Raw genomic sequence first — 17,701 nt, forward strand, 5'->3', positions numbered from 1 at the left:
AGCACACGACCGATGACCTACTGACAGAGGAACCAGCAGAAGCAGAGGTCTTGGCAGCGGTAGAAGAAACCCCAGAGCACACGACCGATGACCTACTGACAGAGGAACCAGCAGAAGCAGAGGTCTTGGCAGCGGTAGAAGAAACCCCAGAGCACACGACCGATGACCTACTGACACAGGAACCAGCAGAAGCAGAGGTCTTGGCAGCGGTAGAAGAAACCCCAGAGACCACGATCGATGACCTACTGACAGAGGAACCAGCAGAAGCAGAGGTCTTGGCTGCGGCAGAAGAAACCCCAGAGAGCACGATCGATGACCTACTGACACAGGAACCAGCAGAAGCAGAGGTCTTGGCTGCGGTAGAAGAAACCCCAGAGCACACGATCGATGACCTAGTGACTGAGGAACTGTCAGAAGTAGAGATCTTTGGCGTGGCAGCGGTAGGAGAAACACCAGAGAGCACGACCGATGATTTATTCGCTGGTCAAGAGCTAGCAGGAGAAGATGTCTTTGAGGCAGTTGAAGAGGTAGTAGGCGAGCCTATCGTTACAGCTCCAGAAACAGCAGAAACCCCGCTAGATGATCTACTGGCTGAGCTGGGAGAGGAAGAAGACGAACCCTCTGTTTCTGGAACAGAGTCGGAAATTGACAATATACTTGCTGCGATCGAAGAGGGGGAGACGGAAGAGGTTAGCACAGTAGAGCAACAGATAGAGGCAATTGGCTACTCCGAAGAGGAGGACATGACAATTTTACAAGGTGCACCAGAGTTCTTTGCGACCGTTACAGCAGAGCCTAAGATACCAGAAGAGTTGATGGAGGAAGTAAGCCTTGAGGATTTGTTACCAGAAGCAGCGGCAGAGGAAAGTACCCCTGAAGAAGACGTAACTACTATCCAAGAAATGCCAGAGTTCTTTGCTACCGTAGAGTCGCAAGAAGAAGAGTCAGGTTTTAACATCCGTGCCTATGACCAACAAACCGACGTAGTAGAATTTACAGACCTATTTAGCATGCCAGAGGAATCCTTAAAACCAACTGACATAGAAGAAGAGCTATCCCAGCTACTAGGCGATATGGAAGAACAGGAGATAGAGGAAATTGCCAGTACCTTTAGCGGGGATGAGGAGGATGAATCAGGTTTTTTTTTCTCTCAGGAGACAATAACTAGGGAGGATGATGAAGGAGAAATTACTCTGATCCAACTGTTCAACACAGATAATCGAGAAGAAGAACTGCCTGATGCCATTGATGACTTGGTGCAACTACTTGGAGGAAGCTCTACAGCAGAAGGCGAAGATACTGGTGCTGAAATGGTGGAAAAAGATGAGCTTATGGAAGCACAGGTAACCTCTGATGTGTTTGCTGAATTAGAGTCCCTCCTGGGGGAGGAAGTAGATGCCAGTCAATTGCAAGAATTAGAAGCCCTGCTGGAGGAACCAGCCCCTGTCCCTAGCAGCTTTGATGACTTAGATGCCCTCTTGAGTAGCATTCCTCCTTCTCCTTCTAAAGCAGCAGAAGTTGCATCTCCCGTGGCAGCGAAAGCAGCCCTCAACATTACACCGCCCCCTGGACCTTCCCCCCGATCGACAATGGTGCAAAACATGAGGGTAGATGTTCGGTATTTGGACAATATGAACAACCTAGTGGGGGAACTGATTGTCAACCGCAACCTTTTGCAACAAGACCAACAGCGTTTACAAGCATCCCTGGCTAATTTGTTTAATCAGATCAATAAACTCAACGATGTAGCGCAGAAGGTAAGAGATGAGTTCGACCGTTCTCTAATGGAGCGACGGCTAGAGGAAACTCTGGGTCATCGTTACCTCAAGGAAGAGCGCAGAGGTTTAACCCTCACTCCTGACAGCAGACATCAGGAACAGGAACATAGTTCGATCATTGCCAACGACTTGGATAAACATGACAAATTCAATGAACTAGCCTTGGACATTATTGAACTAATCACTAGGGTAAAAGAGTCAGCCTCCGACGTAGAGTTTGTGATTGATGAAACAGAGCAAGTCAGCCGCCAACTAGGGACTATTACTGCCCAGATTGAGGACGACCTCAAACAAGTGCGGATGGAACCCTTCTCAGAAATCAGCGATCGTTTGCCGAAGCAGGTGCGAGACCTGGCATTAAAGCGGAAAAAACAAGCAGACATTGAAATTTCCGGCAGAGAGACTATGATCGACAAGGTGATCTTGCAGGGGTTAAACACACCCATCAACCACCTGATCACCAATGCACTGGTACATGGTATTGAGGACCCAGAGACGCGGATAGCCCTGGGGAAACCGCCTAAAGGGAAGATTACAGTCAAAGCCTATCACCAGGGTAATGAAACGATCATTTCTGTATCTGACGATGGTGCAGGGATCAACCCAGAGAAAGTCAGACAGAGTGCGATCACGAAGGGTATCTTGACAAGGGCAGAGGCAGCCCTATTATCTGACCAAGACACCTACAGTTTATTGTTCCGCCCTGGATTTTCCACCAAGGCAGAGGTGGATGAAGAAGGGGGGCGGGGAGTTGGTCTGGATGCAGTAGTTACCCAGTTAAACTCTATTAAGGGTTCGATTCATGTGGAATCCGCAATCGGTAAGGGGACAACTTTTACAATTAGACTGCCTCTGACTCTGTCTATTTCCAAAGCAATTGTCTGTATATGCAATCGCAATCGCGTTGCCTTCCCCGTTGACAGCTTTGAGGATGTGGTAGAAATTACCCAAGACAAGGTCTACAAGAATGCAGAAGGGTTACCCTGTTTTATGTGGCGGGATAGGGAGTTAACATTCCGTCCTTTGCAAGACTTGCTCTTCTACAATAGGCAGATTGGCAGGTTAGGCTTCATCAAGCACAGTGAGGATGACATTATTTCTATCATTGTCTTACGATCGGAACGAAATTTCCTAGCACTGCAAGTTGATAAGTTTGAAGGGGAAATTGAAATAGTCATCAAGCAGATTGAGGGACCAGCTCCCAAACCGCCAGGGATTGCAGGGGTGACAGTGTTAGGGGATGGTCGCGTGATGGCAATTTGTAATGTATTGGAGTTGTTTGCCATTGCAGCAGGCACGATCGCTATACCGAAGTATGAACAAGTACAGACGGAGGTAGCAGATAAAGACAAGTCAACAACGGTACTGGTGGTAGACGACTCAGTGACGATGCGTAAAGCTCTGGTACAGACCTTTGAAAAGGCGGGGTATCGGGTGGAAGAAGCCCGCAATGGTAAGGAAGCCTGGGACAAACTCACCAGTGGGTTGTCTTGCGATTTGATCTTCTCCGATGTGGAAATGCCGCAGATGAATGGCTTCCAGTTGTTGGAAAAACTACAGAAAGACGAACAACTGCGTCGGATTCCTGTTGCCATGTTGACATCCCAAGGTAAGCGGGTGCACATTGAAAATGCTGCTAAGATGGGAGCAAAAGCCTACTTTGTTAAAGCATACACTGACCAAGAGGTACTAGAGGGAGCGAAGAGACTACTGCGGGGACAAGTAGCAGGCAAGATTTTGGAAATTATGAGTTCCTAGGTGCTACATGCAGCAAGAAAAAAGTCATGAGACGATCGTTTTAGCCCTCTCCTTTCTAATCACATTGGGGGTAGCAGGGGGGTTACTGTGGATGTTCAGGGGTTCCTTCAACTTCAACAAGCCTGCTGACCAGACGGCAAATGCTCCTGCGGCTCCCAATCCGCCAGTGAGTCTCGCTCCACCCCCAGCTAGCACTGCTGCTCCCAGTCCCCCTACCCTACCGGTGGGCACTTTTAACTATGGTGGGAGCACAACTTGGGCACCAATTCGGGCGTTAGTTGACCCAGAAATTGCTAGGGACTATCCCCAGTTTCGCTTGCGTTACCTTGACCCCCTCGATGGCAGTACACCGGGTTCAGGTACAGGTATTCGCATGGTGATTGACCGCCAGTTATCTTTTGCCCAATCTTCTCGCTCTGTCAAGGATGAAGAACAGGCAAGGGCACAGGCACGGGGATTTCGCCTGCGGGAAGTGGATGTAGCGATCGACGGCATTGTGGTAGCGGTTAATCCCAATCTGGCAGTAGAGGGAATTACGGTGGAAGAACTACGGGACATCTATTTAGGTAAAATCCGCAATTGGCGGCAGGTGGGGGGACCAGATTTACCAATTACTCCCTACTCGCGGCGACCGCAGGATGGGGGCACAGTTGAATTCTTCCAGGAGTATGTGTTGGGTAAACAGAACTTTGGCAGTAATGTCGAGTTTGTCTATAGCACTACGCCTGCTCTCCGCAAGGTAAGTGACAATCCAGGGGGCATTTATTACGCTACTGCTCCAGAAGTGGTGCCTCAGTGCAGTATCAAGACGTTGCCCCTAGGTAGAAAGAAAGGTAATTATGTCAAACCCTACGCCGAACCCTTGGTTCCCCCTAGTCGTTGTCCCCAGGAGCGCAACTCTGTTAATTTTGCTGCTTTTCAGTCGGGGGATTACCCTATTACCCGCAAGCTGTTTGTGATTATGAGGGATGAAAACAGTCCCGATCGGCAAGCAGCGGATTTTTACGCGGAGTGGTTACTCACTCCCAAAGGTCAAGACTTAATTGCTAAAGCCGGCTATGTCCCTCTACGGTAAGCAACTATGGCAAAAGAGACCAGCACCAATGAGACGATCGTCCTTGCTCTTTCCTTTCTGATCACGGCAGGCCTGGCGGGGGGGCTATGGTGGTTATTGCGCGATCGTACTGGTCCTAGTCAGCAAACTCCCCCTATTGTCAATACGGGAAGCAACAGTAGCGTACCAACAGGAACCTTCAACTATGGCGGCAGTACTACTTGGGCACCGATTCGTGCCATTGTCGATCCAGAGATTACCAAGGACTATCCCCAGTTTAGATTACGCTATGTAGACCCGATCGGGCGAACACCAGGTTCGGGTACGGGGATTCAGATGCTGATTGACCGGCAGTTATCTTTCTCCCAGTCTTCCCGCTCGATTAACGACAAGGAACAAGCCAGAGCACAACTCAGGGGCTTTAGACTGCGTCAGCTAGATGTAGCGATCGATGGGTTAGTGGTGGCAGTTAACCATAGTTTACCAGTGCAGGGGATTACGGTAGCAGAGCTGCGGGATATTTATACGGGCAAAATTCGCAACTGGCGGGAGGTAGGCGGTCCTGATTTGCCGATTACTCCCTACTCACGGCGCTTGAGTGATGGGGGCACGGTGGAGTTCTTTTGGGAATACGTAATGGATAAGCAGGATTTTGGTAGCAATGTACAGTTTGTCTACAGTACCACTCCTGGTCTAAGGGAGGTGAGCAAGAATGTGGGGGGAATTTACTATGCCACAGCGCCGGAGGTAGTTCCCCAATGTACGGTCAAAACCTTGCCTTTGGGGAGAACCAGAGGTAACTATGTCAAACCCTACACCGAACCTTTCATCCCCCCCACTCGCTGTCCTGGGGAACGCAATTCTATCAACATTACTGCCTTTCAATCGGGGGAGTATCCAATTACCCGTAAGTTATTTGTAATCACCAGGGATGAAGACAACCTCGATCGCCAGGCGGGGGACTTTTATGCCAACTGGTTACTCACGCCCAAGGGACAGGAACTAATTGCCAAAGCAGGTTTTGTACCGCTGCGTTAATATCAGCAAATCACTGTACTAGCAGAGCTAAAAGGGGCTAATATAAAAAGATACAGTAACTTAGCTTCCTCTTACTTATGGATACAATGCAGAACTTCCTGCGGCAGAAGTTGTTGGCAACTAAGAAGTGCCCCCAATGTTACTTAGAAGGTGTCAATCTGGTCTACGCCAATTTGAGTGGGGCGGAACTGGAGGAAGCAAATCTGTGTGGGGCTAACTTGAGCAATGCTGACCTGCGGGAAGCCTGTCTGCGTAATGCGGAAATGATTTACATTACCCTAATCAGTACTTATCTGATTGGGGCAGACTTGACGGGAGCGGATTTGACAGGAGCAAACCTAGTAGGAGCAAACCTCCGCTGTGCTAACCTCACCAGTGCTGACTTAAAAGGGGCGGATATGCGCGAGACAGTGCTGCGCAATACTAATCTGACAAACACAAACTTGAGCGGTGCCAATCTCTCGGCGGCAGATTTGATTTATGGGCTACTAGAAGGGGCTAACCTACAACAGGCAACCATGCGAGAGGTGGATTTAATTTTTGCCAATCTGCGGGGAGCGAATCTCCAGGAGGCTAATCTCTGTCGTGCCAATCTCAGCGGGGCAAATCTCCAGGGGGCAAACTTGCGGGAGGCGATTTTGGTGGGGACAAAACTCAGTAACGCTAATCTACAGGGGGCAGACCTCACAGATGCGATTCTCTGTCGAGCAAATTTAATTGGTGCCAATCTAACAGGGGCGAATTTGACAGGGGCGATTTTACTGGATGCTAGCACGATCGGGACTGAGTTCAACCATGCTACTTTTAACAATACCACAATGGCAGATGGCTCTAAGTTTACTAATCCAGAGGTGAAGGTGTAAATGGAACTAGCAGATAAATCAACGGTAGAAATACTGCAATGGGCAGTGGACAAATTTGGCGACCGGATTGCCCTTGCCTGTAGCTTTGGGGCGGAGGACATGGTACTGATTGATATGTTGTCCCGTTTGGGCAAGTTCAAAGCCTTTACCCTTGATACTGGTAGATTACACGAAGAAACCTATCAATTGATGGCAAAGGCAACCAGGCGCTATCCCCAGATGGAGCTAAGTATCATGTTTCCCGATCGGGCGGCAGTGGAACAAATGGTGAAAGAAAAGGGTATTAATCTCTTTTATGACAGTGTGGAAAATCGCAAGACCTGTTGCTATGTCAGAAAAATTGAACCTTTGAGCCGGGCTTTAGCAGACCTAGATGCTTGGATTACAGGGGTACGGGCAGACCAGACCCCCAATCGGGCTACGATGGATGTAGTGGAAAATGATGTGATACCTGTGAGCAAGCGTCCGATCGTGAAAATAAATCCCCTCTTGCGCTGGAGTCATGAGGAAGTATGGGAGTACATTAAAACTAATCAAGTACCCTACAATGTTCTCCATGACAGGGGATTTCCCAGTATTGGCTGTGCTCCTTGTACAAGAGCGATCGAGCCAGGGGAAGATTTACGGGCAGGCAGATGGTGGTGGGAAGAGGATAACAAGGAGTGTGGTTTACACGTCACTGCCCAGGGAGAGCTAGTTCGTGCCAATGTCACGTAAGCGATGCAGTCCAGGTGGCACTATTGGGAACTTGACAAGGTCTTTCAGGTATTGCAGTCCCAACCCTCTGGCATCACTTATACAATTGCCCGCCGCCGTATTCGCCAAGGTCGTCGCAGCAAGTTATTTGGTCTCATACTGGTAATTCTGGCGGGTATCCTACTAGCCTGGGCACCTTTACGCTCAATTTTGTTGAGCCGCCTAGGCATCATGGTGAGTGTAGTGCTCAGTGGTCATTGGTTGTTCGATCGGGTGCTCACTAGGCGGAGCAAGGGGGACAAGTCTACTTCCCACAAGGCGATTGTCAAACGGGACGATCGTTATATTCTCATCCCTAGCAAGAGTTTGGCACCAGGGGACATCATCTGTTTGCAACCGGGCAGTGAAGTAGATGTGGATGTTCGCTTAGTAGTTTTGAAGGACTTGGAGGTGGCAAGAGAAGAACATAACCGCTGGCAGATACAGGTCAAAGATACAACAGCTCCCTTGCCAATGGACATTCCCCTACCAGAACAGAGCAATATGGTCTATCACAACTCCTTGGTAGTAGCGGGGGAAGCAATGGGGGTAGTAGTCAAGACCTATAAGTCCCCTCCTTCTGCCTATGCCAATTTGGGGAAGCATTTTCCCCTCTTTTACTACCTGCTAGGAGGCTGGTTGGTCATTGTCTGCCTTTTGGCGGTCTGGCACCTGGGGGCAGCAAGTACAACAGTTGTTTATCTTTTACTGGCTATCTCTGTACCGTGGCATTGGCAGGGTTTTCTCCGATATTCCCTGGGAGAGGCTATGGGCAGTTTGTCATCGGAAGCACAGTGTCGATCGCCTTTCCTATTGTGGAGTTTGAGTAAAATAAAAACGATCGTGGTTGACCTCAACACCTACGACATGTCTAAAGGATTTGACAGTAGTATAGAGTGGCGGGGTTTGTGGCATGGGGAGAAGGGGGAGATAGATATAGACATACCTTTGCATTATTTTGCTGAGGGTGTGGTCTTGCCGACAGATGCGGCCTTGGTATCTGATAATTCTTTGGACCAAGAACTAATAGCTAAGGTGGCAATAGGAGTGAGTAGCGCTGAAGCTGACCCGGCGTTACAGAGACGGTGTGGAATAGTTTTAGCTAAACCAGACTTGGGGCTTTTACAGAAGGCAATTCTACATAGTAGGGCGGCAATCGATCGGTTTCGTTATGTCTTGTTACTCAATTTTAGTACTGGTTTGTCAGCGGTATTACTCTTGACAATAAATAACGGGTTAAAACTTCTCACTGTTACACCTGTACAGATAGTTTGGTCATCTATCTGTCTGCCTTTGCTTTTGTCATGGTGTCTGTTGGTTGTTCCCGTTGCTCCTGGTGCTGTTACGGTGAGTGGGCAGTTGTTAGATAGGAGTTGGTGGCAAAAGTTTCTAATTACTACGTTCACAATCTGTGGGTTAACTGCAGTTACCTTTCGCTTCGGTTCTGTCAGTTTGGCATGGACAGTGTTTAACTTTAGTCTATTGGCCTTGGCTTGTAGCTTTTGCCAGCTATCTTGGCGACAGTCTTATCCCTGGCTAGCAGTAATCGTAATTTGTGTTGTCCTCCAAATGGTGTGGATACAAACAGGACGATCGGGTATGCTGCCTTTGGGGGTGGGGGGCTGGTTGTTGGCAGGACTGCTGGCCACGGCTGTATTTTGGCTGAGCGATTTTCTCAATCCCACTGCAGAGAATAATAGGACTCCTGCATCTGCGGCAGACTGACATCTAGTAAATTCTGGACGACAAACCGATCGTGTTCTGCGACTGTACCCAAACGATAGAAGTGGCCGGCGAGATGGGCTTGTACATGGTTAATCAATTCATCTTCCTGGTCGGGACTGACAGAGACAATGATACGACTAGGACTTTCACCAAATAATAAAGACAGGGAAGAAAGGGAGAGGGGTAAGATAGAAAGGTCGATCGTACAGCCTAGACTGCCAGTCAGGCAACATTCCGCCAGAGCCACAGCTAAACCGCCTTCACTACAATCGTGGGCTGATTTCACGATGCCCTGCTTGATCAAAGCACGACAGACAGATTGCACTTGTCTTTCTAACTGCATATCTACCGCCAATGGTCTGCCGGTAATCAATCCTCTGCCAGCTAAATATTCCGACCCCGCTAAACTGGCATCCGCTCGTCCCAGTAAGTAAATGACATCTCCTGGCTGTTGCCAACCCTGTCTTACCGTTTGTCTGATGTCTGCCACTAAACCAATCATGCCGATTACAGGAGTGGGATAAATGACGTGGGCATGACCCTGGTCATCGATCGTTTCGTTGTACAAAGACACATTGCCCCCTGTCACTGGTGTTCCCAATTCCCGACAGGCAGCAGCAATACCACGGCAGGCTTCATGGAGTTGCCAATAACCGACAGGGGTTTCCGGGCTACCAAAATTGAGATTGTCCGTAATTGCCAGGGGCTCTGCCCCCACACAGCTGAGATTGCGAGCTGCTTCCGCCACTGCTAACCGTGCCCCCTCGTAGGGGTCAAGATAAACATACCGCCCGTTGCCATCCACTGTGGCTGCTAATCCCAGATCGGTGTGATGGTCTAAGTTAACAACCGATCGCAGACGAATGACTGTGGCATCTGCTTCCCCCGGTAGAATGACCGTATTGTTTAAGACCTGATGGTCATACTGGCGATAGATCCACCGCTTAGAGGCAATGGAGGGACTAGCAAGTAAAGATAAGAGAATAGCAGAAAACGATCGGTCGTCTGGGGGCAATTCACTTTCTGTCCAACGCCAGCAGGTTTGCACATAACTAGGGGTATCAGGCAGGGGACGATGATAAACCGGTGTCTCTTCTGCCAGCGCTCTTGGTGGTACTTCCGCGGCAATTTTACCTTTATGGAAAACCCGTAAAATCGGTTCAGCAATCACTTCCCCCACTACCTCTGCTGCCAGTCCCCAGCGGTGGAAAATAGCAACTACTTCCGCCACTCTCTCTTTTGCTACAACCATCAACATTCTTTCCTGGGATTCCGACAACAGATACTCGTAGGCACTCAGGTTGCTAGCGCGGGCGGGGACACGATCGAGGTCTAGGACAATACCTACCTTCCCCTTAGCTGCCATCTCCGCACTGGAACAGGTAAGACCTGCTGCCCCCATATCCTGGGCTGCTACCACCGCCCCCGTGGCAAATGCCTCTAAACAAGCCTCGATCAGCAGCTTTTCCAGAAATGGGTCACCCACCTGCACCGCCGGTCGATCTTTCCCTGAATTGCCACTTAATTCCGCACTGGCAAAACTGGCTCCCTTGATACCATCTCTCCCCGTTGTTGCTCCCACATACAAGACTGGATTGCCAACCCCCGCTGCCGCCGATTTGACCGGTGTACCTGTTTGCAAAATCCCGATCGCCATGGCATTGACCAGGGGATTGCGGTTATACACGGGATCAAAATACACTTCCCCCCCCACCGTCGGTACTCCCACACAGTTGCCATAGTGAGCAATGCCCGCTACTACCCCCTTAATGCGAGTTTTCACCCAGGCATCCTGAGGGTCACCAAAGCGCAGGGAATTCAAAATGGCGATCGGTCTAGCTCCCATCGTCAAGATGTCCCTGAGGATGCCCCCTACCCCCGTTGCCGCTCCCTGGAACGGTTCTACCGCCGAGGGACGATTGTGACTCTCAATCTTAAAACAAACAGCTATATCATCACTGATTTTGACCACGCCAGCATTTTCCCCTGGTCCTACTAAAATCCGCTCCCCTTGGGTGGGAAACTGACGCAATAGAGGCCGGGAATTCTTATAACAGCAATGCTCCGACCACATCACCCCAAACATACCCAACTCCGCCTGATTGGGTTCCCTGCCGAGTTTTTGACAAACTAACTCATATTCCTGGGTAGTCAAGCCTTCCCGTTTGGTTGGTGATGTAGACATACAATTTGACAAGTAGCACGAGTCCTTACAATTCTATGCCAAATCTGTACGGTAAACCCTACCACTGTTGCAATTGCTACTAGCTCTGCTCTTCGTTACATTAGCAGTCGTGGGGGGAGAGTGCTAATCCCCCCAAACTAAAGAGGAAGGAGAGATTAGCTATGGCGACATTGACTTTAGGTGTAGCCAGCGTGAAACCCCTAGGCGATCGGGTGCTGGTGAAGGTACTAGAGCAAGAGCAAAAGACGGCGGGGGGAATTATTCTCCCTGACACTGCCAAAGAAAAGCCCCAGATTGGTGAAGTAGTAGCGGTGGGCAATGGCAGAGTCAATGATGACGGCAAGCGCCAACCTGTTGATGTCAAAGTAGGCGATCGGGTGTTTTATTCCAAGTACGCCGGTACTGACCTCAAGATCGGCAACGATGACTACGTACTGCTGTCAGAGAAAGACATCTTAGCAACTTTATCTTAAGGAGGGAATAGGAATGGCAAAACAAGTCATCTACAAAGAAGAAGCACGCCGTGCCCTGGAGCGTGGGATTGATGCCCTGGCAGAAGCGGTAGCTATTACCCTTGGTCCCAAGGGGCGCAATGTGGTGCTAGAGAAAAAGTTTGGTGCTCCCCAGATCATCAATGATGGTGTGACGATCGCCAAAGAGATTGAATTAGAAGACCACATTGAAAACACAGGGGTTTCGCTGATTCGCCAAGCTGCTGCCAAGACCAATGACGTAGCGGGGGACGGTACTACCACTGCTACAGTCCTTGCCCAAGCCATGATCAAGGAAGGGCTACGCAACGTTGCGGCTGGTGCTAATCCCATTCTCCTCAAGCGGGGTATTGACAAAGCCACAGAATACCTCTGCCAGCGCATCAAAGAACTGAGCCGTCAGGTTGAGGGTTCCACTGGTATTGCCCAAGTAGCCTCTATTTCCGCTGGCAATGATGAGGCGGTCGGTAAAATGATTGCCGAAGCGATGGAAAAGGTGGGCAAGGAGGGGGTCATCACCCTAGAAGAAGGCAAGTCCATGACCACCGAGGTAGAGGTCACGGAAGGGATGCGTTTCGATCGGGGTTACATTTCGCCCTATTTTGTCACCGACTCCGAACGCATGGAAGCAGTTTTGGAAGACCCCTACATTTTAATTACCGATAAGAAGATCACTCTCATTCAAGACCTCGTGCCCGTCTTGGAGCAAGTTGCTCGGGCTGGCAAGCCTTTGATGATTATTGCCGAAGACATCGAAAAAGAAGCCCTTGCCACTCTGGTGGTAAACAAGCTGCGGGGTGTACTGAGTGTAGCTGCTGCGAAAGCCCCTGGCTTCGGTGACCGCCGTAAAGCTATGCTCCAGGACATTGCCATCCTCACTGGTGGGCAGATGATCAGCGAAGACGTGGGCATGAAATTGGAAGCTGTCAAGCTAGACATGCTCGGTCGTGCTCGCCGCGTGACCGTGACCAAGGAACACACCACGATCGTGGCTGAAGGTCATGAAAAAGAAGTGAAAGCCCGCTGTGAGCAAATTCGCAAGGAGTTAGAAGAAACGGACTCCACCTACGACAAGGAAAAACTGCAAGAACGCCTGGCTAAGTTGTCGGGTGGGGTAGCTGTGATCAAAGTCGGTGCCGCTACAGAAACAGAATTGAAGGACCGCAAGCTGCGTTTAGAAGATGCCATCAACGCCACCAAAGCTGCTTTGGAAGAAGGGATTGTGCCCGGTGGTGGTGCTGCCCTCATCCATGCGGCTAAAGGAATGGAAACCTGGGCGAAAGAACACCTAAGCGGGGAAGAACTCACCGGTGCCATGATTGTGCTGCGGGCTATTTCCGCGCCGGCGCTGCGCATCGCTTACAACGCAGGGCAAAATGGCGATGTGATTGTAGAACGCCTGAAGGAAAAAGATTATCCCATTGGCTATAACGCTGTTACGGAAGAGTTCGTCGACATGTTTGCCGCCGGTATTGTTGACCCTGCTAAGGTGACCCGATCGGCATTGCAAAACGCTGCGTCCATTGCCAGCATGGTTCTGACTACCGAATGTATTGTGGTAGACAAGCCTGAGCCGAAGAAAGCTGCTCCTGCTGGTGGCGGTGCTGGTGCCGATATGGATTACTAAACCAAAGCTGTTGTCAAATAGCAGGGAGGGGGGATTCCCCCTTTTTTTATTTGCCCACTGGGGTACACTAGATAGGCAAAACTAAAAGTTGGTCATGGCAGACTACATCCTGGTTAGGGGGGCAAGGCAACACAATCTCAAAAATATTGACCTAAAATTGCCGCGCAATCAACTCATAGTATTTACGGGAGTTTCTGGTTCGGGGAAGTCTTCTCTAGCTTTTGATACAATTTTTGCCGAAGGACAGAGGCGGTATGTGGAGTCTTTGAGTGCCTATGCCCGTCAGTTCCTAGGTCAGCTGGAAAAACCAGAAGTCGACTACATCGAGGGTCTGAGTCCTGCTATCGCTATTGATCAAAAATCTACATCCCATAATCCCCGCTCCACGGTCGGTACAGTGACAGAAATCTACGACTATCTGCGTCTGCTCTTTGGTCGGGTTGGTGACCCCCACTGTTATATCTGCGATCGCAATATTGCCCCTCAGACGATCGATCAAATGGTTGATCAAATCATGGCATTACCTGAGCGCACAAAAATACAATTACTGGCACCAGTGGTTAGGGGTAAGAAAGGTACACAACAAAAGTTACTGAGCCAGTTACTGAGTGAAGGATTTGCCAGAGTGCGTATCGATGGCGAAATTAGGGAACTGACTGACAACATTGAATTGGATAAAAACAAAAAGCATGATATAGAAGTAGTAGTCGATCGGTTAATCATCAAAGCAGGTATACAAGAACGGTTGACCGATTCTCTATCCACTTGCTTAAAACGGGCAGAAGGAATTGCCATGGTAGAGATTCTGACAGAAGATAAAAGTGAGATTATTACTTTTTCGGAAAACTTTGCCTGTCCGGAACATGGGGCAGTGATGGATGAATTATCTCCCCGTCTATTTTCTTTCAATTCTCCCTATGGTGCCTGTCCTGCCTGTCATGGCTTAGGTTTTGTCAAAACTTTTTCCCCCGATCTACTGATTCCTGACCCCAGTCTGCCCGTCTATGCTGCTATTGCCCCCTGGTCAGACAAAAACCACACCTATTATCTTTCCCTGTTGATCAGTGTGGCGGAATATGCAGGTTTTGACATCAAGACTCCCTGGCAAAAACTCTCTGACTATCAAAAAGACATCATTTTGTACGGCACGACGGAACCAATTCCCCTGTATACCGATTCTCGCTACGATCGGCAAACCTACCTCAAACGCTATGAAGGGGTTATTGCTCTGCTGGAACAACAATATCAACAGGCATCGGAAACCTATCAACAAAAACTAGAACAATATCTGGTATCTACTCCCTGTTCTACCTGTCATGGCACGCGACTCAAACCGGAAGCCTTGGCTGTGCGGGTGGGGGGGTATCGCATCACCGATTTTACCTCTGTCCCCATAGCCACGTGTCTGCATCGGATTAAGAACCTGCAGTTGACCGATCGGGCGGCGCAAATTGCTGACCAAGTGATCAAAGAACTCAGCACTCGATTGCAGTTTCTGGTGGATGTGGGCTTGGATTACTTGACTCTCGATCGTCCCGCTGCCACGCTTTCAGGGGGGGAAGCCCAGCGGATTCGCCTAGCGACACAAATTGGCTCAGGGTTGACAGGGGTATTGTATGTGCTAGATGAACCGAGTATAGGACTGCATCAAAGAGATAACGATCGGTTGCTCTCCACTTTGGTCAAACTGCGGGATTTAGGGAATACTCTGATTGTCGTGGAACATGATGAAGAAACGATTCGCCGCGCTGACCATATAGTAGATATTGGACCGGGAGCAGGCATTCACGGGGGGCAGATAGTTGCCCAAGGTACAGTGGCAGATATTTCCGACCATCCTGATTCTATTACCGGTGCCTATCTATCTGGCAGAAAACAAATTTATACCCCCGCCACCCGTCGCCCAGGGAATGGCAGACACCTGGAAATCAAAGATGCCTATCGTCACAACCTTAAACACATCGATGTCAAGATTCCTTTGGGCCAGTTGGTTTGTATTACGGGCGTATCAGGGTCGGGCAAATCCACGCTTCTCAACGAAATTCTCTTACCTTACCTGCAACATCATTTTTACAAAAACGTACCCATTCCCCCTGGGGTGAACAGAATTGAAGGACTGCACCACTTGGACAAATTCATAGTTATCGATCAGTCCCCCATCGGACGCACACCCCGATCGAATCCTGCTACTTACACAGGAGCTTTTGACTTTATCCGCGAAACCTTTGCCCTCACGCCCGCTGCCAAAGCTAGGGGGTATAAAGCTGGTCAATTCTCTTTCAATGTCAAGGGGGGCAGATGCGAGGCCTGTGGCGGTCAAGGGGTAAATGTCATTTCCATGCAGTTTTTGCCGGATGTCTATGTCAAGTGCGATGTCTGCAAAGGTGCCAGATACAACCGCGAAACCCTGCAAGTGAAATACAAAGATAAAACGATCGCTGATGTCCTAGAGATGACCATTGAAGAAGCCATGCACTTTTTTGCGAACATTCCTGCCATTCACAGCCGCTTGAGTATGTTAGTGGATGTCGGTTTAGGCTATATCAAGTTGGGACAACCCGCTCCCACTCTGTCAGGCGGAGAAGCACAACGAGTCAAGCTGGCAACCGAACTAGCGAAAAAAGCTACAGGCAAAACCCTCTATCTAATTGACGAACCAACAACAGGATTGAGTTTTTATGATGTGCACAAATTAATTGATGTTTTGCAGAGATTGGTAGACAAAGGTAACAGCATCGTTGTCATTGAACATAACCTGGATGTCATTCGCTGTGCTGATTGGATCATTGACCTAGGACCGGAAGGCGGCGACAGGGGCGGGCAAATTGTTGCCACTGGTACCCCCGAATTAGTCGCTACCGTAGAAGCATCCCACACTGGTAGATTTTTACGCCAAGTCCTCGATCGTTATCCTAGAGCGCCACAGTAGTATCATCCACCGCTGCCAATTGTTCTTCCGGTGCCTCCGCCACCAGTTGCTTGCGCCCAACAAACCAGAAATAAGCAGTTGCTAATAGAAAAACAATTACCGTACCGTAGACAGCAATTCGATAGGTTTCCAAGGTAAAGCAGGCAATAAAAGCGATCGTTGCCAGCACTAATCCCAAGAATGCGCCCAAAATCCCCACGGGACTGCGATAGGGACGGGGCATCCCCGGACGATCGACCTGTAACTTGATATAACTTGCCAGTAGCAAGATGTAAGTAACCAATGCCGCAATCACAGAAATGGTGACTAAACTATTGCCAATGGTGCTCTCTTCTCCCCCGGCGAGGACAAAGACAAAGGTCACCAACACCGAGAGAACACCACCCAAAATCGCCCCTCTAGTAGGAATACCCCGCTCGTTGGTCACAGAAATCCACTGGGGCAAATAGCCCGCCCGTGACAGAGCAAAAAACACCCGGCTATAGGCAAAAACCACCGCTGGTGCGCCAGTAAATACAGCGAGGGCATTACCGACTTCGATCAGGCTATGGAGAAATCCCTCCGTACCGAACACAAAATCTAAACCCTGCTTCATCGGTTCTGCTGAAACAGCGAGAGCGGCTGCTCCCTTGAGAATTGTCCCCCCTTCCTCCACCTGCAAGGGAATCCCTGGGTTAAAAATCAAAACCAACACAGACAACACAATCAAGGTAACCATAGCAGTGACCATTGCTTTGGGTAAGTCCCGCTGCGCATCCTTCGCTTCCTCCGCCGTAATGGGCATCGCCTCGATCGCTAGGTAAAACCAAATGGCAAAGGGAATTGCCTGCAACAATCCCAAGGCACCCCCCGGTAAAAAGTTAGAGGCATCTGCTCTAGCAGAATTGGGAGGGACCGTGAACAACATCTGGGGGTCAAACTTGCCTGTCAATAGCACTCCCCCCACCAAGAGCAAGATCATAGCTATGCCCAATAGAGCAATCCAGAGGTTCACTTGCAGGCTTAACTCCGTACTGTAAATTAGGAGGGATGTGAAAAAAGTTGTACAGGCAATCCAGAGAAACATATCCGTCAAATCTACACTCCCCACTAGCAGCGAGGGCAACCCCGTGACATCATGGACAAACTTACCCACGTAGAATAAACCCCAACCGTTAATCACCACGTACTCAAACAGCTCAGCAATGCCACAGAGGAAGCCACCTACCGCCCCGAAAGCCGTGCGCGTGAAAGCATAGAATCCCCCTGCATGGGGCAAAGCCGCTGACAATTCTGCCATGGAAAAGGTAATTGCCATATACATTCCCGCCACTAGGGCGGTAGCGATCGCCATGCCCCAAAAACCAGCGTAAGCTAGACCTTCATTCCAACCGGCAAAGATACCATCAATGACAATACCAATCCCACAGCCCCACAGCAGCCAAAAACCGATACCCTGCCGTAACTGTCGCCTTTGGAGGTAATCCGCACTGACACTACCATAGCGGACAATTTTTTTCAGTTTCCGTTCAGCCATGC

At 49.6% G+C, this 17,701-nt stretch carries 11 protein-coding genes; 9 read left to right on the forward strand and 2 right to left on the reverse strand.

Annotated elements, in window-relative coordinates:
* The 6 genes from NZM01_07490 to NZM01_07515 all read left to right on the forward strand — a co-directional run.
* A partial coding sequence (locus tag NZM01_07490) for a response regulator (protein MCS6959876.1) occupies positions 1-3,536 on the forward strand: 3,536 nt, incomplete at its 5' end.
* Positions 3,537-3,543: 7 nt separating this feature from the next.
* The gene (locus tag NZM01_07495) at positions 3,544-4,611 is read left to right on the forward strand and encodes a phosphate ABC transporter substrate-binding protein (GenBank protein MCS6959877.1); all 1,068 of its coding nucleotides are present in this window, start codon (positions 3,544-3,546) and stop codon (positions 4,609-4,611) included.
* A 6-nt stretch (positions 4,612-4,617) separates the two neighbouring features.
* Positions 4,618-5,628, forward strand: a complete 1,011-nt coding sequence (locus NZM01_07500; GenBank protein ID MCS6959878.1) for a phosphate ABC transporter substrate-binding protein — start codon at positions 4,618-4,620, stop codon at positions 5,626-5,628.
* 77 nt (positions 5,629-5,705) lie between these two features.
* On the forward strand, positions 5,706-6,491 hold the full coding sequence (locus NZM01_07505; protein ID MCS6959879.1) for a pentapeptide repeat-containing protein: 786 nt from the start codon (positions 5,706-5,708) through the stop codon (positions 6,489-6,491).
* Entirely contained in the window at positions 6,492-7,208 is a 717-nt protein-coding gene (locus NZM01_07510) for a phosphoadenylyl-sulfate reductase (GenBank protein MCS6959880.1), read from the forward strand.
* 3 nt (positions 7,209-7,211) lie between these two features.
* Positions 7,212-8,951: a hypothetical protein gene (locus NZM01_07515; protein ID MCS6959881.1), complete on the forward strand. Its 1,740-nt coding sequence runs from the start codon at positions 7,212-7,214 to the stop codon at positions 8,949-8,951.
* Here the strand turns inward: NZM01_07515 and purL are convergent.
* The gene (purL, locus tag NZM01_07520) at positions 8,902-11,136 is read right to left on the reverse strand and encodes a phosphoribosylformylglycinamidine synthase subunit PurL (GenBank protein MCS6959882.1); all 2,235 of its coding nucleotides are present in this window, start codon (positions 11,134-11,136) and stop codon (positions 8,902-8,904) included. The two genes, NZM01_07515 and purL, sit on opposite strands and share 50 nt — an antisense overlap.
* A 161-nt stretch (positions 11,137-11,297) precedes the next feature.
* Between purL and groES the strand changes: the two genes are divergently transcribed.
* The 3 genes from groES (at position 11,298) to uvrA (ending at position 16,183) form a co-directional block, all read left to right on the forward strand.
* Positions 11,298-11,609 carry a co-chaperone GroES gene (gene groES, locus NZM01_07525; GenBank protein MCS6959883.1) on the forward strand — a complete coding sequence of 104 codons (312 nt, stop codon included), beginning with the start codon at positions 11,298-11,300 and terminating at the stop codon, positions 11,607-11,609.
* Positions 11,610-11,622: 13 nt separating this feature from the next.
* Entirely contained in the window at positions 11,623-13,254 is a 1,632-nt protein-coding gene (gene groL, locus NZM01_07530) for a chaperonin GroEL (GenBank protein ID MCS6959884.1), read from the forward strand.
* Positions 13,255-13,348: 94 nt separating this feature from the next.
* Positions 13,349-16,183, forward strand: coding sequence for an excinuclease ABC subunit UvrA (gene uvrA, locus NZM01_07535; protein ID MCS6959885.1), 2,835 nt, complete (start codon positions 13,349-13,351; stop codon positions 16,181-16,183).
* On the opposite strand, the gene NZM01_07540 is transcribed toward uvrA, so the two are convergent.
* On the reverse strand, positions 16,167-17,699 hold the full coding sequence (locus tag NZM01_07540; protein MCS6959886.1) for an amino acid permease: 1,533 nt from the start codon (positions 17,697-17,699) through the stop codon (positions 16,167-16,169). The two genes, uvrA and NZM01_07540, sit on opposite strands and share 17 nt — an antisense overlap.
* Between the last annotated feature and the right edge of the window lie 2 nt (positions 17,700-17,701).

Source organism: Pseudanabaenaceae cyanobacterium SKYG29 (genome assembly GCA_025055675.1).
Taxonomy (GTDB): Bacteria; Cyanobacteriota; Cyanobacteriia; order Pseudanabaenales; family Pseudanabaenaceae; genus M5B4.